Source organism: Prevotella dentalis DSM 3688 (genome assembly GCF_000242335.1).
Classification (GTDB): domain Bacteria; phylum Bacteroidota; class Bacteroidia; order Bacteroidales; family Bacteroidaceae; genus Prevotella; species Prevotella seregens.
Window position 1 is genome coordinate 1,650,194 of record NC_019960.1, and the last position, 23,882, is coordinate 1,674,075.

Below are 23,882 nucleotides of genomic sequence, written 5' to 3' on the forward strand. Positions count from 1 at the left end.
AACGTGCCAAACTGTTTAGAATGAACTTTGCTGCCCCACCTCTTTATATCGGAACAGCAGCGAAGAGCGCGGGGTGCCCAGACGGAGCACCAGCCCGTCGGACAGCGAGCGGCCGGTGCAAACGGTGGTCTCCCCGGTGTCGGCGTTGACCAGCTCGTAGCTGCCGCCCTCGCGCAGACCCCGCAGCCGAACCACGGTGGTGCTGTCCTGGCACTCGGGGCGACGGAAAGCCACGACGATGCCCGTGCCGTCTGACCGGCGGTGGAGCTGATAGGCCATCCAGCTGTTGGCGTCCGTAGCCGTGTTGCTGCCCGTCAGCGGGTAATAGTCCTCTATATAATAAGGTCTGACCGACTGGTATTCGTCGATGCAGCGATGCACGGTTTCCAGGTTGGTTTGCTTGGTTGTCAGCTTCCAATGACACACCATGGCCGAGCTGTAGCTGGAGCGAGCCGCATAGGCATCAGCCGTAACGACACCCGTGCCATGGAACGGCACGAAGAGGTTGAGCCCGTAGTTTTGCGTCTGGAGGCCCTCGGTGGCATAATAGTGATAGTAGTCGCTCTGCCAGAGCGGGGCGCTCCGGCCCATGGTTTCCCAGTCTATCCGGCGACCGCCGCTGGCGCAATTGTCTATCAGCAACTGTGGGAAACGCTGCAACAGATAGTCCCAAAAGCGATAAAGCCCCTCGATGTAGCGAATCTCGGTGAGGCCCTCGCGACCCGGCTCGTCGTTGGCCTCCCAGTATTTTTCGGGCTCGATGTTGCAGTCCTGCCGGTAGTAGTCGATGCCGTTCCGGGCTATCATGTCGCCATAATACCGGCACAGCCAGTCGCAGGCCTCGCGGTTGGCCAGGTTGAAGAGCAGCCAGTCGCCCCCTTTGGGGTGGCGCAGCATCCAGTCGAAGTGCTCGACGGCCCACTGCGTGCCGTCCACCACACGCTCGGGCTCGAACCACACCATGAACTTGGCCCCATGGCGGTGAATCTCGTCGGCTATGGGCCGGAGCGTATGACCGAAGCGTGTGGTGTCGACCGTCCAGTTGCCCGTGGTGTTGGCCCAGTTGCGCCCATACTGATAATCGCCGGCGTCCTGATGCCAGCCCGCATCGAGCCAGAACACATCCGGGCGGATGCCGAAGCGATAGTTGCGCTTCACCATGGCAATGGCATACTGCCGGGTGAGGCAGGAATACTCCTGCATGGGCTGGGGCTCGTGATAATTGAACCCCGTGGAGAACGGATACCAGGCCACTTGCCCGTCTACACGGCGGCTGTTGTGAGCCAGCACCAGCCGGCGAAACTGGTTGGTGCCATCCAGATAGTCCTGTCCCTCCCAGAACATCAGGTTGATGCGGGGGGTGCGAATCTGCTCGGAGGGATGGAGGTAGAGGCTGATTCGCTTCTGCCCCGCCACCAAGCTGACCTCGCGATCACTCTGTGCGCAGACCTCGGCCAGCCAGTTGCCGGTCCACCCGATGCTCAGCACGACACCACCACCCTGCGGGGAAGTGATGCAGAAGAATGGGGTGTACTTGCCCTGGCTGGAGCGTCCTCCCTCGGGCGACATGCCGACGGGCTGGCCCGTAGGCAGTGTGATCTGCCGGGGTTGAAAGTCTGCCGGGCTGATCTGGTTGCCCTCCAGGTAATTCATGAGGAAGCGGCCCGGGCGGCCATAGCGCAGGGACAGGTCGATGGCCTGTACCTGCTGCAGGGGCCGGGAGTCGGTGGTGCCCGTGTTCTCTACGCGCAATATCCAGTCCACGCTACCATAATCTGGATAGCCGGTGACGTCGCAGCTCACCCGGAGACCGTCTTGAGGATGGGTGTAAGTGAATGTGTAGGCCACTTGACCGGGGGCTGTGCGGCCGTGGCGCACGGCCTGATAAGTCCACGACCTGATGAACGAGGCCGAGGATTGGCCGTCGTAGACGAACGAGAATGGCGGCACCCTGCCACGGGCAAAGGCACTCTTGATCCATCTCTCAACGTCTGGCGCGCGACGGCTCAGCTTGAAGCTGTTCTGCGCCAAGGCCTCCACGGCGGGGAGCACACAAAGCCCCACCGCCAAGAGAAGCCGCCACATCGTTTTTATTTTTCTGACTTTGTCCATTGCCTGTACGTCGCATTAGTTGGCATAACCCGGATTTTCGACAAGATTCGGATTCTGGGCGATGCGGGCATTGCCCACCGGCCAATAATAGTTCTTGGCAGGGAAGACGGGTGTTTCGTTGGCTCCGTCTATGTACTCGACCACGCGGAGATAGAACTTAGGCGTGGCCCCCGGAATGATTTTGTCCTTGGCATCCAGCAGCGAAGACGGGTCGAGAATATAGGTAAGTCCCTGATGCGAAGTGGACAATACCTGTTCGGCCGTGCGCCACCGGCGCAAATCCCAGTAACGATGGTTCTCGAAACAAAGCTCAATGGTGCGCTCGTGGCGCAGCTGGTCGCGTGTGATACCCGCCAGTTGTACGATGCCGGCCCGGCTGCGAATCTGGTTCACATTGCGCAAAGCCACGGCATTGTCTCCCAATTCAAAGGCAGCCTCGGCCTGATTGAGCAGAATCTCGGCATAGCGGAAGATTTGATAATCGGTGGTTGAGGTGCAGAACCAGCTCTGAACATCGGCATCATCGTCCAGATACTTACGTACCCCGAAACCCGTATTCAGCAAACTGTACTCGACCACACGCGCCAGCTGGTCGCCAATGGCACCGATGCCCTTGTACGATCCAAAGCGGCTGCTCTCCACAACACCATTGGGTTTCATGATGCCCCGGTGCATGTCTACATGGTCTTGTCCGAAGCACACGCCGCCCACGCCGTTGGGCCACGGTGTGCCGTTGGTCCAGACGTTGGCTGCCAAGCGTGGGTCGCGGTTGCCAAAGAGTTCGGCCATCGTGTAGCTCTTGTTGGGATCGAACTCGAGTTTGCCCGGCGTGCCATCGACACACTCGAACAATTCTACGAAGTCGAGGTAGGGGCAATGGTAATTGCCCACGCCCCACACGTTGGGTCGAGGACATTCGCACATGTCCCAAGACCAGAGACCGGTGCCGCCTGCCATCCAGCTGGGACCGGTGTGACGCCATGCCATGATAGACTCGGAATTGTCTTTCTTCAAGAAAATGTTCCGATAATTGGTGACCTTATCGGCATCCTGATTGTAGAGTGAGAAGTTGCCACTCTCCATAATCTTGTTGCAAGCATCCACGCATATCCGGTAATACTTGTTGGCATCTGCCGGCGCAAATCCCAGCAATCCGTCGAGTTGCTGTTGGCCCCATTGGGCAATACTGCCAGCAAAGAGGGATGCTCTGCTCTCCAAAGCATAGGCGGCCCATTTGCTTGCCCGCCCGGTCTCTTGCCGGGCAGGAAGCACCCGAGCAGCCTGCTCGCACTCGTCAATGATGAAATCGTAGCACTGCTTTTCCGAACTACGGGCAAGATAGAGCACCGTGGAATCGGCATCGATGGCCTGTACAGCAGTTACCAGAGGCACGCCGCCGTAGCGCTTGACCATGGCAAAATAGCAGAATGCGCGCAAGAAGCGAGCCTCGCCCTTCAGTTCCTCCTTGTTTTGCAAGGTCGACTTATCCATCTGGTCCATGAAATTGTTGAGGTTGCGAATCTGGTAATAGGCATTTCCCCACCACTGGAAATAGGTGTCATTCACTTGATAGCCATACCGTTTGAGCTGGTTGAAATCGGTTTGGGCACCAAAATTGTACTTGCACTCGTCTGCCATTTCCAAGGAACGGGTCGAGCCCTCTATCTGCTCGCTCTGGCCCATCCACACTCCCCAGCTGTTGTCATCGCGGTTGAGGGTGGCCCCATTCCATGTAGAAGCCGAGGCCGGACAGTCTTGCACCATGACCGGCGTATAGGCATAGAGCTGGGCCAAATGCTGAAGAATCAAGGTTTCGTCGTTCCAGACAACAGCGTCGGTATAACGATCGGAGGGAATCTGGTCCAGCACGTCGGTGCATGAAGCAAAAGATGCCATGGTGAAAGCCAGGAGGGCTAAATGTATCTTCGTTTTCATAATTCTAAAGTTTGAAGTTGTCTTTTCTGCTGCTACAGTCTTAAAAACTCAGGTTCACGCCGAAGCTGAACGTGTACTGCTGCGGATAGCCAATGCCTGCATAATGCCCTTCGGACATCTCGGGGTCGACACCATATTTGTTGAGATTGCTCAACGTGAACACATTGGTACCTGCCACATAGAATCTCACGCGCTCCAAGCCCCATCTCATGACCACCGACTTGGGAAGCGAATAGCCTAATGCCACGTCGCGCAGCCGCAGGTAGGAGGTGTTGTGGTTGCGATAATCGGAATAGAGCCAGTTTACCGATGCAATGCCGCCCGGACGCGGGGTGTATGCCCGCGGGTCGTTATTGTCCTCACGCCACATGCTCTTGTATTTCAATTCCGTCTCACAACCGTCGAGTACCACGTAGGTCGTATATCCCCATGCGCCTTGGAACAGGCCCTGAAGGTCGAAACCCTTGTACGAGAACTTGAAATTGATGCCATACATCCAGTGGGGCGTGGTGCCCTTGCCTATCTCTTTCTGGTCGCGCCAGTTGATGACATGGTCGCCATTGAGGTCCTTGTACTTGGCATCGCCGGGGCGCAGGGTCTTGTTGTCGTTGTTGAGGATGTCATAGGTGCAGTCCCAATTGTCGATTTCTTCTTGGGAAGTGAAGAGCCCGTCGAACACATAGCCGAAGCGGCGGTCGGTGTAATTGCCCTCCAGACGATAGAGACGGTCCTGGTCGGGGTCGGTGAACTTGGCCTGATCGTACTTGGCCCACTTGGCCCGAGCATACGATATGTTGGCGCTGACATCGTAGCTGAAGCCGCTTATGCTCCCTGCCGTGCCCATGCTGAACTCAAATCCGTCGGTATTGATGCTGTTGAGATTCTCCACCGGGAGGTTGGCACCAAAGGTAGAAGGAACCGAAGATGAGCGCTGGCCGGGGATTCCCGTGCGGTGACGACGGAACATGTCGAAGCTGCCATAGAGCTTACGATTCCACAATCCATAGTCGATGCCCAAGTTGGTGATGGCCATCTTCTCCCAAGTGAGATTGGGATTGGGGAGGCCCGTGGCCAGAAGACCGGAGGTCAAGCTGTTGCCAAACGTATAAGAATTGTCGTAGAAGTATCCGGTAAGGAAAGCAAAGTTGGCAATGCCGTCGTCGCCCGAAGCTCCATAACTCAGGCGAACTTTCAGCAAATCGACCATCTTGAGCGGCTTCATGAAAGGCTCGTTGGCCACATTCCAGCCCACAGACACACTGGGGAAATAGCCCCAGCGACTGCCCTTGGCGTAGCGCGAAGAAGCATCTGCACGGAGAATGCCCTCGAACAGATAGCGATCTTTGTAATTGTAGTTCAGGCGGCCAATCCAACTGACGCGACCAACCGATGCAGAACCCGAGGCAATGTTCGACGTGGAAGGGTCGCCGGCAAAAAATTCGTTCAGCACATAAGACTTGAAACCCTCGCGACTGCCGTTAAAACCGGTGTTGCGGAAGAGGTCGTACTCGTATATGGCCTGCACACTGATGGTATGGGCTTCCTTGAACGTACGGTTGTAATTCAGCGACAGCTGCATGTTGGTGTGATTGTCGTCGGAATTGCTCATGCTCATCCGCATCGGATCCTGGGACTTGCGCGAGAAAGTATACTCGCCAGTCTCTGCATTATAGGTATAAAAAGACTGTTGCTTCTTGAATACTTTACTGCCATCCTCGGTGTGTGTATAGGTTACATAGCCGCGGGCATCCAATCCGGGCACGAACTTGGACTCATATTTCAGGCCACCATGAACGGCCGTAATATTCTTTTTCAGGTTCTGATAGCCACTGAGTTCGATATTCGTGCCATAAATCGGACTGCCGTAGGTGATGCCGGCGTAGGCCAGTTTGGTCTTGTCGGGCAGTGAAAGCGGATACTGCGGGTCGGCGGCATAGATCATGTCACGCCAGAAGTTATCGGGAGTAGACATTCCATCACAGGCGGCCGGGTAGAGTCGCTGCTGCTTGTAATACTTAAGATCCACAGAAGCAGTGAGCCGCGGGGCGATCTCTACGTCGACATTGGTCATGATATTCATGTGCTCGTAGCGGCCGCCATTGGTCTTAAGCAGGGTCTCCTGCCGGCCATAGCCGAAATAGCTGAAATATTTCAGTTTGTCTGTACCGCCCGACAGACTGACATTATGGTTCTGCATGGGAGCCAAGGAGCGGACGCTCGCAGCAAACCAGTCGGTGTTCAGGTAGTTGGGATCCGTTCCTTTCTTGAACAACTCGATTTCTTCGTCGGTGTATGGTGCACCCGAGGGGTCGTTGCCTCCATAAATCCAAACATCGTTCAGATACTGGGCCCGCTGGGCCGACGTGGCCGGTTTGATGACATGGGACGAGCCTTGCCAAGAGAAACTCGCATTGGCTTCGACCCTCATCTTGCCAGCCACACCCCGTTTGGTGGTGACCAGAATCACGCCGTTACCGGCTCGGGCACCATAAATAGAGGCCGCACCGTCTTTCAGAATGGAAATACTTTCTATCTGATTGGGGTCGAGCGCAGAGAGAGAAGCCTCAACGCCATCTATAATAATGAGCGGAGCATTGAAATTACGGATATACAAGGCTGCGTCGTCCTGGCCCGGGATGCCGGATTCCTGCTTCGTGATCAGACCAGGGAGTTGTCCTCCCAAAGCGTTGGTCACGTTGCCAATGGGCGCCACCGTTATCTTATCCGACTTAATTTGGGATACCGAGCCCGTCACCGTCCCAACTTTCTGCACGCCATAACCCACGGCCACCACCTCATTGAGCAGGTTGTCGCTTTCTTTCAGCACGACATTGATATGCCGGCCCGACTTCACCTCCTGGACATCATATCCTACATAGGAAATGACCAAAGCTGCACCCAGAGGCACCTGCAACGTAAAATAGCCATCAGCATCTGTTACGGTGCGGTTGGTCGTGCCTTTTTGAGTGACCGTGGCACCAATAATCGGGTTGCCCTGTTCGTCAATCACCCGTCCTTGGGACTGTCTTCCTTGCTGTTGAGGGGCAATATGTGCTACACTTATCGCATTCCGAACAGCATCGGGAGTCCCACTTCCTGTATGACTGGCATAAGCACTGCCACTTGACAAAGCCGCCATACAAGGTATCATTACCAAACATCTTACATTCATAATTCACAAGTATTAAATTAACACACGGTACACATCTCTGCCCTCAGCGTCTTTACAGAGGACTTACGCTTTTCACACGCCTCGTCAGCCAGAACATATACCCCCACATACAAATCAAAAAGATGACAGCGACCAGCTGTGACCCAAAGCTGTCTGTGCACAGACCCAGTATCGGCGGCAGTATGCCGCCACCCACAAGACCGACAATTAACAATGCAGACACTTCGTTAGCCCTGCTTGGCAAACGCTTCATCGAAAGAGAGAAGATAATAGAGAACAGGTTGGCATAGCCGAGACCAAAGACAACGATACTCAGATATACCAACCCAATAGGTTGGCAAACAGCCAGCATCAGCAAGCCGACCAATGCCAACCAAATGCTAAAGACATAGAATTTTACCTCGGACATTCGCAGCAGAAAGAGTCCACCGACAAATGCACCCACCGTGCGCGCAAAGAAATAGACGCTGTTGCCCATGCCGGCTTCGCTCAGCGGAAGGCCGCAACGCTCCATCATGAGCTTGGGAAACGTGAGATTGATACTGACATCCACGCCAACAAGGACAACTATGCCCAGGAAGAAAGCCAAGATATAAGGGTCTTTCAACAGCGAGAGCGTCATCAAAAAAGAGACGTTGGGCTGCGCAGACGGCTCTGATTCGGGAATGGGGGTTGCCCAAAGCCACACAAAGGCCAGCAAAGAGGTGGCTGCATAAAACAGAAATATCATTTTCCATCCATACGCCGTACCCACTGCCCAAGCCACGATGATGGGGCCAAGGAAAGAACTCACAGCTTTGATGAACTGGCCCAAGGTCAGTGTACCCGTCAGCTGCTTCGGCGTGACGACATTCGTAACCAATGGATTGAGTGCCACCTGAAGAATGGTATTGCCAATTCCCACCAGTGAAAATGTGACGAGCATCATGCCAAAACTATAGTCGGCCAGCGGAACAAGCATGGCCAAGGCCGTGACACAGAAGCTCAGCGCAACCGTCTTCTTCCGACCAATCCTGTTCATCAGCATGCCCGTGGGAATGGCACACAAGAAGAACCAGATAAAGCAGGACAGGGAAATCAGGTTGGCTATGGAATCTGTCAGGTCTGCAAAGTCGTGCTTGATATAGTTATTGGCCATGCCGATAATATCGACAAAACCCATGATGAAGAATCCAAACATAACCGGGAGGATTCTCATCATTGAACTTGAATGGTTTTCGACTGTCTTCATCTCTTCCTCCTTTTTACTGTTCCACTATTTCCAATTCAGCCTCTATAAGTTGTATGAGTATGTGGATGACCTTGATATGGATTTCCTGAATGCGGTCCGAATAGGCCGATTTAGGCGCACAGATGGAAACATCGGATAGGGAAGTCAGCCGGTTCCCGCCGGTAGAGGTGAGCCCCACGACCTTCATTTTCTTACGATGGGCAGCTTCTGCGGCCCGAAGCACATTCTCAGAATTGCCGCTTGTACTGATGGCCAGCAATGTGTCGCCCTCCTCGCCTATCCCCTCAACATAGCGGGCGAAAATATCATTAAACGAGAAATCGTTGCCTACACAGGTCATATAAGCAGGGTCGTTGATAGCAACCGCCGGCAAGGAACGGCGACCATGGCGGTAACGCCCCGTCAGCTCTTCTGCAAAATGAGTGGCATCGCAGAGCGAGCCACCGTTGCCACAACTAATCACCTTGTGCCCACTCTTCAGAGTGCAAGCCATTACATGCCCCGCCTCGCCTATTGCGGCAATATTGGAATCGCACAACATAAAGGCTTTCAGTTCCTCGTGGGCTTCAGTCAAACTGCTCTTTATCAATTCATTCATCGCCATACGCTTAAACGGTTAAACAAGTGCCACGGACAAAGCGGCGTAATCTCCGATCTGTTCGTCCAAGGCAGCGCGCTTCACTACACACACCTGACGGGAGCACGACAAAGCCTCCCGATCGATAACCTGCTGCATTCGGGGCCGGAGCAGATGCTCACAACGGGTAAAAATGCTGCCAATAACGATGACCTCGGGATTCAAGGTGTCTATGAGAATGGCCAATCCACGACCAAGATACTCCGCAGCAATATCGAAAGCATGCCTGGCCACGGCATCGCCCTTGGTGGCCTGCTCGGCAACAAGCCGCGTGGTCACCTTATCCAGACCGCCATACTCACACCAAGAGACTCTATTTCCCTGTTGCCATTGCTCCATAATCAGAGAGCATGCAATCTGTGCAATGCCGCCCCCACTGGTAAATCCCTCGAACGAACCTTTCTTGCCGTAGCCCACCGGGCCAAAATCGGCCAAGCGAATGTGCCCCACTTCACCGGCATTGTCGTTGGTGCCACTGTACAATTTTCCATCAATGATGATACCAGCCCCCAAGCCGGTGCCAAGCGTAAGGAACACCATGTTGCGGGAACCACGGCCGGCACCAAAGCGGAACTCGGCCAAAGCGCAAGCATTGGCATCGTTCTGCAGATGCGTGGGAATGTGGGTCAGTTCTTCTATTGTCTTCACAATAGAGACGTTATCCCACCCTATCAGGTTGGGGGGCGACATGATGATCCCTTTCTGACTCGACAACGGCCCGCCGCAAGAGATGCCGATGCCTCTTGTATTCTCCCGATTCAGCTGATATTTATCAAGCATCTGAGACACACTTTGGCAAATCCGCCCGATGGTCTCATTGACTTCGGTCGTCGCAAATCGGATCTTGTCGACAACAACAAGCTCATCCGCTTCCCAACGTCCATAAGACACGGCACACTTGGTACCGCCAATGTCTATTCCGATCAGGTTCTCTTTCATACGCATTGAGTATTTGAATGAAATAATATGTTGCGAATCACTGGCCGTACAAACGGCTCTTCTCCATCCATCTGCGATAGTCGCTTAACACGTAAGGCGGTTTGCCATAGAGGAAATGGTTGCCATATGTGCGACCGCCAACGGCATATCGAATGAGATACACACCCTGCCCATGAGGTTCGGGCAATGTAGTCACAAGAGCTTTTCCGTTTCGAGGGATATGGAAGCGGCCCTGAAATACATGCTTTCCACTTTCCACATCGCTGACAGTAACCTCTCCCCGAACCTCGCTGCGCGTATCATTGACCGCCATCAGAGCCAAGGAACCGGAGGCTGCATCATTGACAAACAAGCATATATCACGCTCGGCGTGGCGCAGATAGTCATAGGCACGCTTCTTCCGAAAGTAATAATCGACGATGGCATCCGACAGAAGAGGCCACCCGTCTCTCAGGTTCCACCAGATGATGCCGCTCTTGTCATCGAACTTACGGCCACGCCACATCTCCAAGAAGTATTTCATCGCCTCGGCCTGCACACTCTGAGAGGCATAGACAAAGTCGTCCAGCTTTCTCGGCACATCGCCGAAGACACAGCGAATCTGATTGAGCATCAGGTTGTTCCGGTTATAAGTCTTGCCCCAGACAGGGAACCGCCGCACAGACTTCGTCACCCATTCGTCGTTCCATTCAAAGTCACGAGTCCAGGGATATACGCAGTCTTTGGAGAACATCTGCTGCAGACTTTCCACACAAGGACAGCCATGATAACCTATCTCGCTACAGAACACAGCCGTCGCATTCCTATAAAACGCATCCTTATAGTAGCCCCGAGGCCCCCACAAATGATTCTCCGGCAACAGACTGTCGCCGCCGCCGTGACGATAGACGGCCTCGCTATAATAAGGGGAGCTGGGCAGGTAGGGACGGGTGAGGTCAAATTCATAAAGCACCCTTGGTATCACCTCACGGCTTATCCTGTCCCTATTGGGGTCGAAATGGAAGTTGCGCAACGTCTGATAGGCTATCATGTCGTTCTCGTTGTTGCCGGACCAGAGGGCCAACGACGGGTGATTGCGCAACTTGACCACCACGCTCTGCACCTCTTCTTCGACGGCACGTGCAAAATCGTCGCGCTGGGGATAGAAGTTGCAGCCCATGGCGAAGTCCTGCCACACCAGAACGCCAAGCTCGTCGCAACGGTCAAAGAAATGATGGTCTTCGTACACATTCCCGCCCCAACAGCGTATCATATTGATGTTCAGGTCGGCCACCATGTCCATCATCTTGTCCACGTGCATCGTGTCGCGGCTGTGGAGAGCGTCCAGAGGCACCCAATTGGTTCCGTGGATAAAGACAGGCTCATCGTTGACAAAGAATCTGAAGCGGCCGGGACTGCTGTCCGAGTGCATGTCGTTCAGGTCCAGGCAGACGGTGCGAAGCCCCAGCCGCTGACGGTCGGAGGCCAGCACCCGGCCTTTCTCATCGACGAGCTCGGCCTTCACATCATAAAGGGCAGGCTCTCCATAGCCACGAGGCCACCACAAATCGGCGTGTTCGAGACTCCACTGGCAGCGGAAAGCCGGCGTTACAACCGGTTGCTCCAGCGTATAGGCCACCTTGCCATGACGGCTCAAGCTGAGACGGGCCCTGACATGGTCGAACTGCTCCATGGGCATAGCCACCTGCACGTCGGCGAAGAGCTGTACATGGCGGGATGCCGTGTCTATCTGGCTGACATAATAATGAACATTACGAAAGCGGACGGGCTGAACCACGCGGAGCTCTACATTCCTCCACAGACCGGCACTGACCAGCCGAGGCAGGATGTCCCACCCAAAAGTGTGGGGAGCCTTGCGGATATAGGCCGACTCTTCTGACGCAAAACCGCCAATGCTGAACGTGCCGAGCAGGCGGTTTTGACCCTCCAGGGTGGCCGAACGGATAATGATTTGCAGCGTGTTGTCCGTTCCATCCCGATTCAGCACATCCGTAATGTCGAAAGCATGCTCTATCATCATGTTTGCGACGGAGCCTATATGGCGGCTGTTTAACCATATATCGGCCAGACAATCTACGCCTAAAAGCGAAAGGTTTACGCGTTGATCGCCGCGCAATTGCGGCGTAATGAAACGGCGATTAAAGCACCATTCATAGCCCTCCCACTGGCGCAGCTCGTTCACGTGGTTGCCAATCATCGGATCCTTGATGAGACCAGCCCGCAGAAGATCCAGCTCCACATTGCCCGGCACCGTGGCCGGGATGCTCTTGGCAGCCATGCGCTGCATGCCCTCCGGCGAGCGTACGGGGGCCGCCGGCTGCTTCCAATAAGAAAGCTGCCACTCTCCGTTCAGTGTAATGACCTGTCCGCAAGCCTCTGTTACAGTCTTCGGAAAAGCCAATAACAGCCACAGAAACAATAATCCTGACAGTCGCATAATCGCCTATGGTCTAATGTTTTTTTTTAGTTTCCTCGTACACAAAATGATGATGTCCGCTTTGCAATTCCTGCTTCTTCCCATCAACCGAGAGCGTGGCAGACGTGTTGGCAGGGATTTCCACATCGAGCACGATGCGTCCGTGCCTGCGCACCCACTCCGATTTAACCATGCCCATCGGTGAACGATACGATCCCTTGGCCCAGTCGAGTCCTTTCACGAAATAGGGCTGCAAGAGGATATGCTTGAAACCAGGCTGGGCCTCATCATAATTGATGCCGGCCAGATACTGATACATCCACGCATGAATATCGCCTAAAAAGACATGATTGAGCGAGGCGTCCTTAAAGGTTGGCGAGAGATTCCACGTCTCGGCCAGTGAGGTCAGCCCGCGCTTGATCCAGTTGCCCCATGAGGGCGCCTCCGTGCGGTTGGCAATCTGGAAAGCCTGGTCGGCATAACCATACTTGCAGAGCATGCGAAGAATAGTCTTGCTGCCCAGCATGCCGCAGTCAAGAGCCCCGCCGTTGGCTGCAATCATCTGGCTGAGATTGTCGGCCACCCGCTGTTCATACTCCTTGGGCACCAGCCCCAGATAGAGAGCCACGCCCTGCGCTGCCTGTGAACCGTTGGAAAAGAGTGCCTTTTCACGATCGAAGTATTTGCACTGAATCAGTTGTCTGAGATATTGCGCTTTCTGTTCATAGGCCGTTCCGTCCTTTCCCAACAATCGGGCAAATTCTGCCATCAGCCGGTTGTCAAAGTAATAGTAGCAGGTGGTCGTATAATCGGTTGGTGTCTGGGTCTTGTAGTACACCCAGTCGCCGATGCCATAAGTCACCGTCTTCTCTGCATTTTCCCGTCCTTTCAGGTAGTTCAGATACTTCACACACGCCGGCCACATCTTCTCTATCGGGCGCGTGTCACCATAATAATAATAGAGCGTCATGGGAATGCCGAACATGGCGGCATCCCATACAGGGCCAATCCAGTCGTCATATCCCCATTGGGCAGAGGGAATGATGCCGGAGATGCGGCCCGAATCGTTCTGATTGTCCAGAAAATCGTCCAGCCACTTCTCGTACAACAGGATTCCGTCATAGTTGAGCAGGGCCAAGTCCATACTCATGTGAGCGTCGGCCGTCCAGCCATTCTTCTCGCGCTGAGGACAATCCGTGGGAATGCTCTGCAGATTGGAGAGATAGGACACGTGGGTGGCTGCCGACAACTTGTTGAACAACTCGTCCGAACACTCAAACATTCCCACAGGCTTGAGAGCGGTATGGAAGAACTCGGCACGCAGACTTTCCTTGGTCAGATGTACAGGCTGCGAGGTCCTGACCTCTACATACTGGAAGCCGTGATAACAAAACTGGGGCGAAAGCTCTTGCAGCTCGCCGTTGAGCATATAGGTATCAGTCTGGAATTCCTTGTCTTCCATCGGAGAATAATAGCAGGCTATATTCCCCACCTCCAGTCGGTTGTTGGGCAGTTTGATTTCGCCATGCTGGAGCCGGACCTGCGTTCCCGAATTGCCCTGGATGCGCAATTTGCAGAAACCCGAAATGTTCTTGCCAAAATCATAGATGAAAAGCGTATCGCCCTGCGACCGGAACCCTTGGGCACCCAACTCCTCCGATACCCGTATGGCCGGCATTTTCTGGGCTGCAAGCAAAGGCGAGGGGGCACTGACTACCATGGCCTCTTGCCAGCCACTGTCGTCATAGCCGGCCAATTCCCAGCCTTTCTTTTCCAGACGCGAATCATATTTGTCGCCGGCATAGATGTTGTTGACCAGATAGGGGCCTACTGCCGTCCTCCAACTTCCGTCCGAAAGGATTTCCCTGACCGTCCCGTCTTCCATCTCCATGCGGAGCATGCAGGTCATACGGGCGCGGTTGCGCCAGCGGGCCGACTCAAATCCCCATGTAGCCACCTTGCCTATCTCGTTATAGAAACCATTGCCAAGCACGGCACTGATGACATTGGTACCTTGCCGAAGCAAGGAGCCAACGTCGTAGACACTGTAAAGGTTACGCTTGTCATAATGGGTATATCCGGGATTCAACAAGTCTTGCGAAACAGGACTTCCATTGATCTTAAAACACCCATAGGCCGCCGCACTGCAATAGAATCGGGCTTGCCTGACATGCACGCCATCCACTTGGAACGACTTCCGAAACATTGGGGCCGGCTCAAAGTCCCGATGACGACCATCTGTGATCCAGAGTGCACGCCAATCGGACGTGCGCATCAAGGCCGTCTCAAAACTTTCTACCGGCGAATCGATTTGCCGCCCACGCTGATCCCAAGCAATGACACGCCAATAATAGCGCGTGAACGGCTGCAAGTCTTTTCCACGATAGACCGCCCGGGATAGAGAAGACGTGACAATACCCGAATCCCACACCAGTCCTGCCGGAACCTTTTCGGCAAGTTTTGTGGCATCCGTACCAACAAGAATGCGATAGCTACGCTGCCGAAAGTCCCCATTAGCTTGGAAATTCCATGTCAAACGTGGCGAAGACGCATCTATGCAAATCGGTCGAACAGAATATTCACAACGCATGCGCGAAATGGACTGGGCGTTCATCAACCCGTTTGTATGCAGGACACAACCAAGCAGCAGGAGCATCCGATATAAGTGCCGCATCCTTTTCATCTCTTGATACATAAGCCGGGGGATTTGATGGGAACTAAAGTATTGCTATTAATAATAGGTGCACTTGAGACTCACCTCATGAATAGGGAACTCCGCATCACCATGGGTCTGCCGGAATTCTATGTTCTTGACCAATATATTGACCGATTCCTCTGCAATCTGCTCCACGGGCATGCGGGCAATCTGCATGGACGGGGCGATGCACTGAAAGGCCGGCATGCCATGAATACACGAGAATTCGTAGCTGGCATAACTGACATGACGATCATGGAAATACTTGAATGCCGCCAAACACAGGATGTGAGTGGTGAAGAAGAAGCCGTCAACATCGGGAACTTGCTCCAGAATACGGTCGAGCACCGGATAGATTCCCTTTTGGTAATCATTGAAACCCACCTCTCCATACAGGTTGGTATCCAGCTCTATTCCCGATTCGAGCAGGGCATTGCTATAGCCCTCACGGCGCATGTTCATTGTCCGAAGATGCGAGTTGGTGGTGATAATGGCTACCTTTCGGCATCCACGGCCCACCATATTCTTGACAAGCCGATAGCTGCTGTCCCCGTTGTCCACAATCACATAGTTGGTCTTGACCTCCGGATAATAGCGGTCGAAGAGTACAAATGGGAAGTGCTCCTCCATCAGTCGGTCTATTTCCACTCGCGAAATCTTGGTCGGTGCCAGGACGATGCCATCCACCTGCTTGGCCTTGAACATCTGAATAAGGTGGCGCTCGCGCTCCGGATTGGATTCAGAATTACCAATCATCACGTAGAAACCTGCCCGTTCTGCACTTTTCTCTATAGAGCTGGCCACCTCAGAATAGAAAGAGTCCGTAATATCAGGAATAATCAATCCTATGGTACTCGTCAACCCCGTATTCAGACTTCGCGCTATCAAATTGGGTTGATAGTTCATTTTCTTGGCCATGGCACACACCTTGTCTTGCATGGCTGTGCTGATTCCTCGCTCGTCACCTTTTCCTCCCAATACCCAAGACACGGTGGTCTTCGATACATTTAAGGCCTCTGCTATATCTTTTAAAGATGCTTTCATGTTACCTTTATTATATTAACTCGGACAGATGCAACGATTAACAAAGATCTATCGAGGGATATTCCCATGACAAGACCTCAAAATATGTTCCACCATCGCGTCAGATGGGCACTCGGTGTAACCACGACAAATTTATAAAGTTTCGACTTCGCAAGTTGACTCATGTCCACAGCAAATGATTGGGCCGCCGCTTTCACCGTCCCGACTTTCTGCCATTCATCATGTCCACCCGTTGCAAAATGATTTGTAGGAACTGCATAGATTGTGGCCATCTCTGAGGGTTCATGACATTCCCAAGTCAGCACCACCTGATCGTCATACTTTGTAGCATAAAGGTTGGTAATGCCCTGCTTGCCGTAAAACGACATTCCGTCCTGCTCATACGCCACAGATTCAGGCATGCTGAAGCCCATCCACTTGCAAATGGTTGGGTTGATGTCGACATGGCTGAGCGACGACTCCTTGAAATGGGGATTGACTTCTTTCAGATTAGTCGACACCCACACCGTGCGTTCACGAACCGTCTGGCCGCCGTGTCCAAAGCCATCCACGTAGCGTCCATGGTCTGTCGTAACGATGACCAGCCACTCTTCGTTGAAGTTATTTTCCCTGTATTGAACGGCTTCCCATACTTGCGCCAGCAAACTGTCCGTCTTCATCACATAGGTATCAGAGTAAGAACCGCTTCCGTGACTATGGAAAGCATCATCCGTATACCAGAGATAGAGCCAACTTAAGTCTGGTGACTCGGTACGAATGCTTTTGGCAGCATCTGCCGAAACTTGGCGGTCTATGTCAAATACGTGCAGTTCGTCTGGCTTGTGAGGGAATCTGATGGTATCAAGGTCATAACCATCGTACACGTAATCCACCTGTAAATTTCCGGCTTCTGGCTTTCCCGCCCCCAACAATATTGTACGATTGTCTGTCCATCCCGTATAGATGGCTGTCTTCACCGGGCGTTTTTGCGCCTTGGCGATACGGAAGATGTTCCAATAATTATAGTTAATATGGATGTTTTCATTGCCCTGGACATTATGCTTGTTCATCCAAGTTCCCGTTAAAATATTCGTATAGCCAATGGCCGATATGGTTGGTGTCTGCGAATACATGCTGATTTCACCTCCGCACAGTGCGCGGCTATAATGACCGTGACCGGCAATATCCATAATGGTTGGAGGCTGAAGGCGTTCCACGCAGTCTGCTGGAATACCATCTATAATTACAAACAGAGCCTTATGCGTCTTGCATTCCCCAATCAATGCCGTCATCAACGACACCGCAATGATTATTAATCTTAATTGTTTCATCAGCGTTTAATATTTGAATTACTTAAACGGTTAATCACCGCAAAGATAGGTTTTCCATACCAAAGTTGGTATTTCTCTTAACATTAATTAAGCTATTCTTTGCCGAACTTTCTTAAATATATCCCTTTTTCTATCCAATACACATTATAAAACACTAATAATCAAACCATTAAATTATACATTTACGGACTTGTCAACTCTGCATTGATGAAGACAAGACAAAAACAATGATGGGCTTTCAGATACACATTATTATAATAGCAACGCTAAAATACATGTCTATATATTAATTATATTTAATTTTTCACCATTTAATGGCCAAAGTGTTGCATCATATTGCTTTTTTATCTATCATTGCAAAAAGCTGCGGTTTAACCGTTAAAGCAACACAATTACACGCTGTTTGTTGAAAAACAATAGAAAAGACCCATGGCGATGGGGTGTTCCATTACAAGATGAAGAGTAGAAAGAGAAGCACAAAAAGCATGCTATCTCTATAATACACCACAAGATTACTTTTTTAAAAGTGAACGAAAGAACTACATTCTCATCTGAAAATGAATATTACTAACTTCTAAAAATAAGCAGTATGAAGAAACTATTTACCTTTGCAATGGCAGTGATGACCTCGCTCAGCCTCTGGGCTGTAGAAGACGACATCAATGAATACGTAAACAACAACGCCAATTACATGGGCGTTTTGTCGAACACACGATGGTGTGACCACAACATCGGCACAACATCAAGTATGGAATATGGCAACTACTACCAATGGGGAAACATCCACGTTCAAGGTAGTTACAATGCGGCTTCATACGGTAATATGTATGAAACCATCAACACAACGGATATTGCAGGCTGGTACAGCGCACCCAATTGTTGGGATGTTGCCATGTGCTACGGAGAAACATGGATTAAGTCGCTAACCATGGTTCAATGGAAGGAACTGATTGACAACTGCACATGGAAATGGTCTGACGATGACAAAGTGTACTATGTCACAGGACCCAGTGGAACGACTATCGTTCTTCCCGCAGCTGGTTATAAAGATGGAAGAAAGGCCATTCATGCCGGTACCGACGGATATTACTGGACTACTACACGAAACGAACAGAATACCAAAGAGGCTTATTGCGTACATTTCAACAAAGACAAAATTGAGATTATACCCATGGATCGTGCCTATGGTCTGAGCGTACGGCCCGGTATACCCGGATTTATTTTTGATGAAGAAGCGGACACAAATCCCGTTCCTCTAGGCCAATACAATGTATTTGCCTCGTTGAAAACCTCTTTCGAGGAAGACGTATGGAGACCCATTTGCGTACCCTTTACCATCAACCAAGAGGATGGGCATTGCAACCTTTTGGATATTGTGAGTAAAGTGGCTGTATTCAAAGGCATTAAAGACGGAGTGGCTCAGTTTGAAACCTTGGAAATAGGCAATGGAATAGTGTGTGGAACTCCTTATCTTGTGTTGCCGGCATCGGGCTACAATAGCACGATGGGAAACCGTCTGATTAATGGAGAGGGGACGGTGGGCGCCGTGACAGAGGGCACAGCCACTTACCAAGGTACATACACCAAGAAAGTCATACCAGCTGGAGCATATATTTTTGACGGCAAAAACTTTGTCAAGAGCAATGGAGAATTGGAAGCAAAAGCCAATACAGCCTATCTTGCCATCACAGAATCCAATATGCCGGAAACACTCGCATGCGCCATAGATGGCAAAGTGCTCGATGAGAATCTTGCCGGTGTAGAGATGCAACAGTCTGATATTAAAGTAAACGTCTATAATCTTCAAGGCATGTTGATAAGAACTGCCGTAAAGCAGCATAAGGCTCTTGACGGATTACAGCACGGTGTTTATATCATCAATGGAAAAAAGGTTTGCAAATAAAAGCATTATAGTCCATCGCTGAATCTTCAAGAGACTCTGCGTCATACCTAAAATGTCCCACACGGGATAGCTATTCATACTATTCCGGTGGGGACATTTCAAATTAAAATACACCATGAAGATCATCAAACACAGACATTGCACGCAACCATGGCCCTTACGGATTATCGTCATCGTATGGCTGTGTATAGGAGCTGCTGCCTCCGTTATGGGTGAAGAAACTCATATCATGATCTGGCAGAAGACAGGAGGAACCGTGTCCTATGCTTTGTCTGCCAAACCAAAAATCATATATCAAGGAGATACACTCCTACTCCAAACGGAAAATATAACCATTGCATATCCCGTAACCAATCTGGATAGAATTACTTTCGACCATACAGCAAATGGTATTGCAGCTGCACACCAGAACAACTTGCCGCATGGTACCATCACTGCAACACCGGATGGCATCAGCATCCAAGGCTTCGAACCATCTACCCCTATTTATGTCTACTCCCTCGACGGAAAAATTGTCGCAACTCACCGAACAGATAACAATGGCTCCCTATGCTTTCGATTTCCCTCCTCTCAAAGGTTGTTTATCGTAAAAGCAGGATTATCAACTATTAAATTGGTTCGTCCATGAAACGCTATATCATCCTCATAACCATGCTATTGGCCCTCAAGAACATACAGGCTCAAACCAAAATGATTATTAGGGATGTTGATGGCAACACTTTCACTTATTCACTCAACGAAGTGAGAATTGTAGAATTCGATGAGGGTGGACTTGAAGCTGTCAGTCTCGGATTACCCAGCGGAACGCAATGGGGATCCTGTAATGTGGGAGGGCTACATCCCGAAGATGCCGGAAACTTCTTTGCCTGGGGCGAACTTACTGACAAAAGCATCTATAATCTTGTGCAATACAAACTCTATGATACCGTACATGGCACTTACCCTTACGAAGATATTTTGGAAGATATTTCTGCATCAAAATATGACGGGGCGACCTCAAATTTAGGAAAGCCGTGGAAGATTCCAACCAAAACACAAATGGAAGAACTCATAAAGGAATGTGCTTGGACATGGACTATCACAAATGGCATTGAGGGATACACCGTTACAGGGCCCAACGGGAAGAGCATATTTCTACCAGCTGCCGGTAAGCGCATCAATCTCGAACATGAAGATAAAGGAATATCGGGATACTATTGGGCCGCATCTCTGGCCGATCGGAGCGATCAGGAATCTTTCACTTTAGAAATACGCAACGGAAAAAAGACCATCGATTATGAATACAGATATATAGGCCTGCCCATCCGGCCTGTACAATAATATATTATGATTATGATGAAACGTTTCTATATTGGGTTAATCATTTTCCTGTCTGCCACACCTATTTTCGCACAGACCCAAATAGTGGTTAGGCAAAAGAGTGGCGGAATGAAAGCCATTCCCATCACTTCTATCTCGAATATCACTTTCGGTGAAGAACGTCTCAAAAGCATAGACCTTGGGCTCCCCAGCGGGACTTTATGGTCCAATTGCAATCTCGGTTCCACTTATCCAGAGGAATATGGTGACTTCTTTGCTTGGGGGGAACCCATACAAAAAGCAAGCTTTACCCAGCAAAATTATCTTTATTATTCCAATGGCACCTATACTGCCATCGGCAACAATATTTCATCAACCAGCCATGATGCTGCCACAGAGAATTTAGGAGGCCAGTGGGCCATCCCCACTATCCAACAGCTACAAGAACTTATTGACCACTGCACATGGACCTGGAACAGTTATAACAACATTCCCGGGTACACTGTAACCGGAACCAATGGTAATTGTATCTTTTTGCCTGCAAACGGTAACTATTACGATGGTACTACGCATGACAACATAGGCACCTGCGGCTTCTATTGGTCGGCCAATTCCGGAACACAGGCAAGGAATGCACGATTCTTAGGATTTAAAAAAGGAGAATATACTATCCAAGAAAACACAAGAGATCTCGGATTCTGCATCAGACCTGTTACTCATCAACCCGAGAACCAACCCCTGCAATTGTCTGTTGGTAATCCGACAGGTGTATCCTTACAGGGCATCGGAGTAGAGTTCGATCCACATTTTCTAACAGCATGCCTCGCCAAAAATGACGGCGCCAAGACAGAAGACTGGGACAACGTTATAGTCCCCCGTGTTAAACAAATGAAGCCCCACAATTTCAGGGTATGGGTCATGTCTCAATGGTTCGAGCCAACTAATGACAATGATGATCCCTATACCATCGACTGGAATACTCTGAACTTTAATACAAAAGAGATGCGAGCTCTATGTAAAGAACTTGACCTTGCCCAGGAGATTAATGCAGAAGTCACTATTGTCTTCTGGGGTGCATCTGTAGGATCTTGGATGGCTGGAGGACAAACAGGGAACTGGCTATTTGTGCCCAAAGATTATGATGAGTGGGCAGAGAACTGCGCCATTTTAGCCAAATATCTTATCGACACCAAGCATTATACCTGCGTAAAGATGCTCACCCCCATCAACGAACCTAACTTCTACTATGGACACTTCCAGTACATGACAGCTGCCAACTACTCGATCATCTGCCATAAGATAGCCGACCAGTTAGACCGATTGGGCATCAAAGATAAGATTTCACTCAACTTGAGCGACAATATCCATGATGACATTGACTTTCTGGCAAAGGCATGCGAGAATGTGAAAGATGTAGCGGGCATGTTCAATTCCCACTGTTATCGATTTGGCTATGAAAGCTCCAACGAAGAGATAGGAGCCTGGGAAAAACGAAATGTAGATTTAGCCAAAGCCGCTGGCAAGATGCACTTTGTCGGAGAGTTTGGCAGCAACCGAACAATGTTGTCTGCCCGACAAGCCGATATAGACTATTACCGGCGAGGCATACTCATCGACCGTCTTGTGCTCAACTTCTTGAACTACGGGGCTTGCGGATGCAGCTACTGGCAACTTTTCGACGAGTGGTACAGCGCCCATGACAGCTATGCCTCCATGCAACAGCTTGGCATGTGGCGCTACGTCAAGGATGTTTATCGTAATGAACCCTATTACTACAAATTGAAATACGACTATCAGCCACGTCCGCAATATTATGCTTATGGTCTCCTTACCCAACACACCCGCCCTGGGGCCGATATTCACCCTATCTCCATCAATCAAGGAAAGATGGCTGCCACTGCCTTTAGAAATGTAGACGGCAGGTGGGTGTACGTCTTCGCTAATCCAGACAACACATCTTATACCATCGACCTGACCAACAAATACCATAACCAGAGCAATAAGTTCAGCGTATTCCGCTATATGGCCGACGAGCTACCCTATGATGACAAGCTACTCGCCCCCGTAGATGAAGTGGAAGCAGGAAACCATCTTTACTGTAAAATACCGGCAACAAGTGTTGTTCTGATAAAGGAAAAATAGAAAATCCATTTAAATTGGAAGATACGAAAAGACGCCAAGCGTTGAGAAATCAACTGCTTGGCGTCTCTTCATGTTGTCCTACGCGGACTCGAACCACGACTGAGAGAACCAAAAACTCTAGTGCTAGCCATTACACCATAGGACAATCTGGTATGCAAAGATAATGCTTTTCGGGGGAAAAGCCAAACTTTTTGCCATTGATTTTTTAGGGCCACAACAAAATTAGTCAGCCTTGTAGACGGCCTTTACGGTAATGCTGGCCACTTTCTCTTTGCTGTCTGTATTGAATGTGCCACCCCAGCTGTAATCCTCGTTGCTGTTCTTGCCCACAATCTGGAAGACACCCATGGCCGACGACTTGAGGTCGCCCACATGGGCGTCACAACCCTCGGCAATGGTCTTGGCACGCTCCAAAGCATTGGCGCCGGCGGCATGGAGCATCTCCATCTTCAGGTCGTTGAGCCGCGTGTAGTAGTAGAGTGGCGAGCTGCTGCTGAAGTCGATGCCACGCCCGTAGAGCTCTGAGATTTTCTGATACACCTGTTCCACTGTGGCCAGCTGCGAGGAGCTGACAGAGAGAGTTTGCGAAACAGAGAAGCCATTGTCTATCGAGAAATAGCGTTGCTGGCTACTGTCGTATTGGCTCTTGGTGAGTTTGGTAATGTCGGCACTGCCCGAACTGATCGAGCTGTCGGCAATACCGTTCTGCCGCAGATACTTGCGCACGGTGGCCACCGACCGCTCAAACTCGGCAAAAGCGCCGCTGCGCGTACCGGCTTCGCCGGTCACAGTAATGTTCCACACGATGAGGTCGCTCGTAATTTCCTTTTCGGCCATGCCCGTTACGGTAATGGTCGACGCGTCCTGACGGAAATGAGTGAGCCCTCTGCCCAGCAACCAACATCCGGACACCAAAGCAACACTGGCCAATACGGCCACAGAAAGTTTCAGTTTGTTCATAGATTCCATTGCGTTTATTGCATTTGTTTGAAGCATTGATTCTATGGTTGCAAATATAGGGAATCTGTTTGAAGCAGCAAACAACGG

The 23,882-nt window shown here is 51.0% G+C and carries 15 protein-coding genes; 4 read left to right on the top strand and 11 right to left on the bottom strand.

What is annotated here, in order from left to right; genetic code table 11:
* Positions 1-15: 15 nt before the first annotated feature.
* From PREDE_RS06485 to PREDE_RS06530, 10 genes are all read right to left on the bottom strand, one after another.
* A complete protein-coding gene (locus PREDE_RS06485) occupies positions 16-2,112 on the bottom strand; it encodes a glycoside hydrolase family 36 protein (protein WP_005845202.1) in 2,097 nt (698 codons plus the stop codon).
* 15 nt (positions 2,113-2,127) lie between these two features.
* Positions 2,128-4,047 carry a RagB/SusD family nutrient uptake outer membrane protein gene (locus PREDE_RS06490; RefSeq protein WP_005845204.1) on the bottom strand — a complete coding sequence of 640 codons (1,920 nt, stop codon included), beginning with the start codon at positions 4,045-4,047 and terminating at the stop codon, positions 2,128-2,130.
* A 40-nt stretch (positions 4,048-4,087) separates the two neighbouring features.
* Positions 4,088-7,057, bottom strand: a complete 2,970-nt coding sequence (locus PREDE_RS06495) for a SusC/RagA family TonB-linked outer membrane protein (RefSeq protein ID WP_005845206.1) — start codon at positions 7,055-7,057, stop codon at positions 4,088-4,090.
* 214 nt (positions 7,058-7,271) lie between these two features.
* On the bottom strand, positions 7,272-8,450 hold the full coding sequence (locus tag PREDE_RS06500) for an MFS transporter (protein ID WP_005845208.1): 1,179 nt from the start codon (positions 8,448-8,450) through the stop codon (positions 7,272-7,274).
* 13 nt (positions 8,451-8,463) lie between these two features.
* Positions 8,464-9,054 (bottom strand): SIS domain-containing protein, encoded by a 591-nt coding sequence (locus PREDE_RS06505; RefSeq protein ID WP_005845210.1) that lies wholly within the window; start codon positions 9,052-9,054, stop codon positions 8,464-8,466.
* A 12-nt stretch (positions 9,055-9,066) separates the two neighbouring features.
* Positions 9,067-10,026 carry an ROK family protein gene (locus PREDE_RS06510; protein WP_015298570.1) on the bottom strand — a complete coding sequence of 320 codons (960 nt, stop codon included), beginning with the start codon at positions 10,024-10,026 and terminating at the stop codon, positions 9,067-9,069.
* Positions 10,027-10,063: 37 nt separating this feature from the next.
* Entirely contained in the window at positions 10,064-12,463 is a 2,400-nt protein-coding gene (locus PREDE_RS06515; protein ID WP_005845213.1) for a glycoside hydrolase family 2 protein, read from the bottom strand.
* 13 nt (positions 12,464-12,476) lie between these two features.
* Positions 12,477-15,137: a family 78 glycoside hydrolase catalytic domain gene (locus PREDE_RS06520; protein WP_015298571.1), complete on the bottom strand. Its 2,661-nt coding sequence runs from the start codon at positions 15,135-15,137 to the stop codon at positions 12,477-12,479.
* A 36-nt stretch (positions 15,138-15,173) separates the two neighbouring features.
* On the bottom strand, positions 15,174-16,181 hold the full coding sequence (locus PREDE_RS06525; RefSeq protein WP_005845216.1) for a LacI family DNA-binding transcriptional regulator: 1,008 nt from the start codon (positions 16,179-16,181) through the stop codon (positions 15,174-15,176).
* A 77-nt stretch (positions 16,182-16,258) separates the two neighbouring features.
* Positions 16,259-17,491 carry an alkaline phosphatase family protein gene (locus PREDE_RS06530; RefSeq protein ID WP_005845218.1) on the bottom strand — a complete coding sequence of 411 codons (1,233 nt, stop codon included), beginning with the start codon at positions 17,489-17,491 and terminating at the stop codon, positions 16,259-16,261.
* Between the two features lie 589 nt (positions 17,492-18,080).
* Between PREDE_RS06530 and PREDE_RS06535 the strand changes: the two genes are divergently transcribed.
* From PREDE_RS06535 to PREDE_RS06550, 4 genes are all read left to right on the top strand, one after another.
* Positions 18,081-19,394 (top strand): hypothetical protein, encoded by a 1,314-nt coding sequence (locus tag PREDE_RS06535; protein WP_005845221.1) that lies wholly within the window; start codon positions 18,081-18,083, stop codon positions 19,392-19,394.
* 115 nt (positions 19,395-19,509) lie between these two features.
* Complete coding sequence (locus tag PREDE_RS06540) at positions 19,510-20,022, top strand: hypothetical protein (RefSeq protein WP_015298572.1); 513 nt, start codon at positions 19,510-19,512, stop codon at positions 20,020-20,022.
* The gene (locus PREDE_RS06545; protein ID WP_005845225.1) at positions 20,019-20,714 is read left to right on the top strand and encodes a hypothetical protein; all 696 of its coding nucleotides are present in this window, start codon (positions 20,019-20,021) and stop codon (positions 20,712-20,714) included. The genes PREDE_RS06540 and PREDE_RS06545 overlap by 4 nt, the downstream gene beginning before the upstream one ends.
* 12 nt (positions 20,715-20,726) lie before the next feature.
* Positions 20,727-22,835: a glycoside hydrolase gene (locus PREDE_RS06550; RefSeq protein WP_244879145.1), complete on the top strand. Its 2,109-nt coding sequence runs from the start codon at positions 20,727-20,729 to the stop codon at positions 22,833-22,835.
* Between the two features lie 222 nt (positions 22,836-23,057).
* Here the strand turns inward: PREDE_RS06550 and PREDE_RS06560 are convergent, their stop codons facing one another.
* Positions 23,058-23,795 (bottom strand): SIMPL domain-containing protein, encoded by a 738-nt coding sequence (locus tag PREDE_RS06560; protein WP_044126820.1) that lies wholly within the window; start codon positions 23,793-23,795, stop codon positions 23,058-23,060.
* Positions 23,796-23,882 lie beyond the last annotated feature (87 nt).

What these genes read in the sequence shown, in the direction of transcription:
- PREDE_RS06485 (WP_005845202.1), bottom strand. Translation starts at nt 2,112, where the DNA reads ATGGACAAAGTCAGAAAAATAAAAACGATGTGGCGGCTTCTCTTGGCG.
- PREDE_RS06490 (WP_005845204.1), bottom strand. Translation starts at nt 4,047, where the DNA reads ATGAAAACGAAGATACATTTAGCCCTCCTGGCTTTCACCATGGCATCT.
- PREDE_RS06500 (WP_005845208.1), bottom strand. Translation starts at nt 8,450, where the DNA reads ATGAAGACAGTCGAAAACCATTCAAGTTCAATGATGAGAATCCTCCCG.
- PREDE_RS06505 (WP_005845210.1), bottom strand. Translation starts at nt 9,054, where the DNA reads ATGGCGATGAATGAATTGATAAAGAGCAGTTTGACTGAAGCCCACGAG.
- PREDE_RS06510 (WP_015298570.1), bottom strand. Translation starts at nt 10,026, where the DNA reads ATGAAAGAGAACCTGATCGGAATAGACATTGGCGGTACCAAGTGTGCC.
- PREDE_RS06515 (WP_005845213.1), bottom strand. Translation starts at nt 12,463, where the DNA reads ATGCGACTGTCAGGATTATTGTTTCTGTGGCTGTTATTGGCTTTTCCG.
- PREDE_RS06520 (WP_015298571.1), bottom strand. Translation starts at nt 15,137, where the DNA reads ATGTATCAAGAGATGAAAAGGATGCGGCACTTATATCGGATGCTCCTG.
- PREDE_RS06525 (WP_005845216.1), bottom strand. Translation starts at nt 16,181, where the DNA reads ATGAAAGCATCTTTAAAAGATATAGCAGAGGCCTTAAATGTATCGAAG.
- PREDE_RS06530 (WP_005845218.1), bottom strand. Translation starts at nt 17,491, where the DNA reads ATGAAACAATTAAGATTAATAATCATTGCGGTGTCGTTGATGACGGCA.
- PREDE_RS06535 (WP_005845221.1), top strand. Translation starts at nt 18,081, where the DNA reads ATGAAGAAACTATTTACCTTTGCAATGGCAGTGATGACCTCGCTCAGC.
- PREDE_RS06540 (WP_015298572.1), top strand. Translation starts at nt 19,510, where the DNA reads ATGAAGATCATCAAACACAGACATTGCACGCAACCATGGCCCTTACGG.
- PREDE_RS06545 (WP_005845225.1), top strand. Translation starts at nt 20,019, where the DNA reads ATGAAACGCTATATCATCCTCATAACCATGCTATTGGCCCTCAAGAAC.
- PREDE_RS06550 (WP_244879145.1), top strand. Translation starts at nt 20,727, where the DNA reads ATGATGAAACGTTTCTATATTGGGTTAATCATTTTCCTGTCTGCCACA.
- PREDE_RS06560 (WP_044126820.1), bottom strand. Translation starts at nt 23,795, where the DNA reads ATGAACAAACTGAAACTTTCTGTGGCCGTATTGGCCAGTGTTGCTTTG.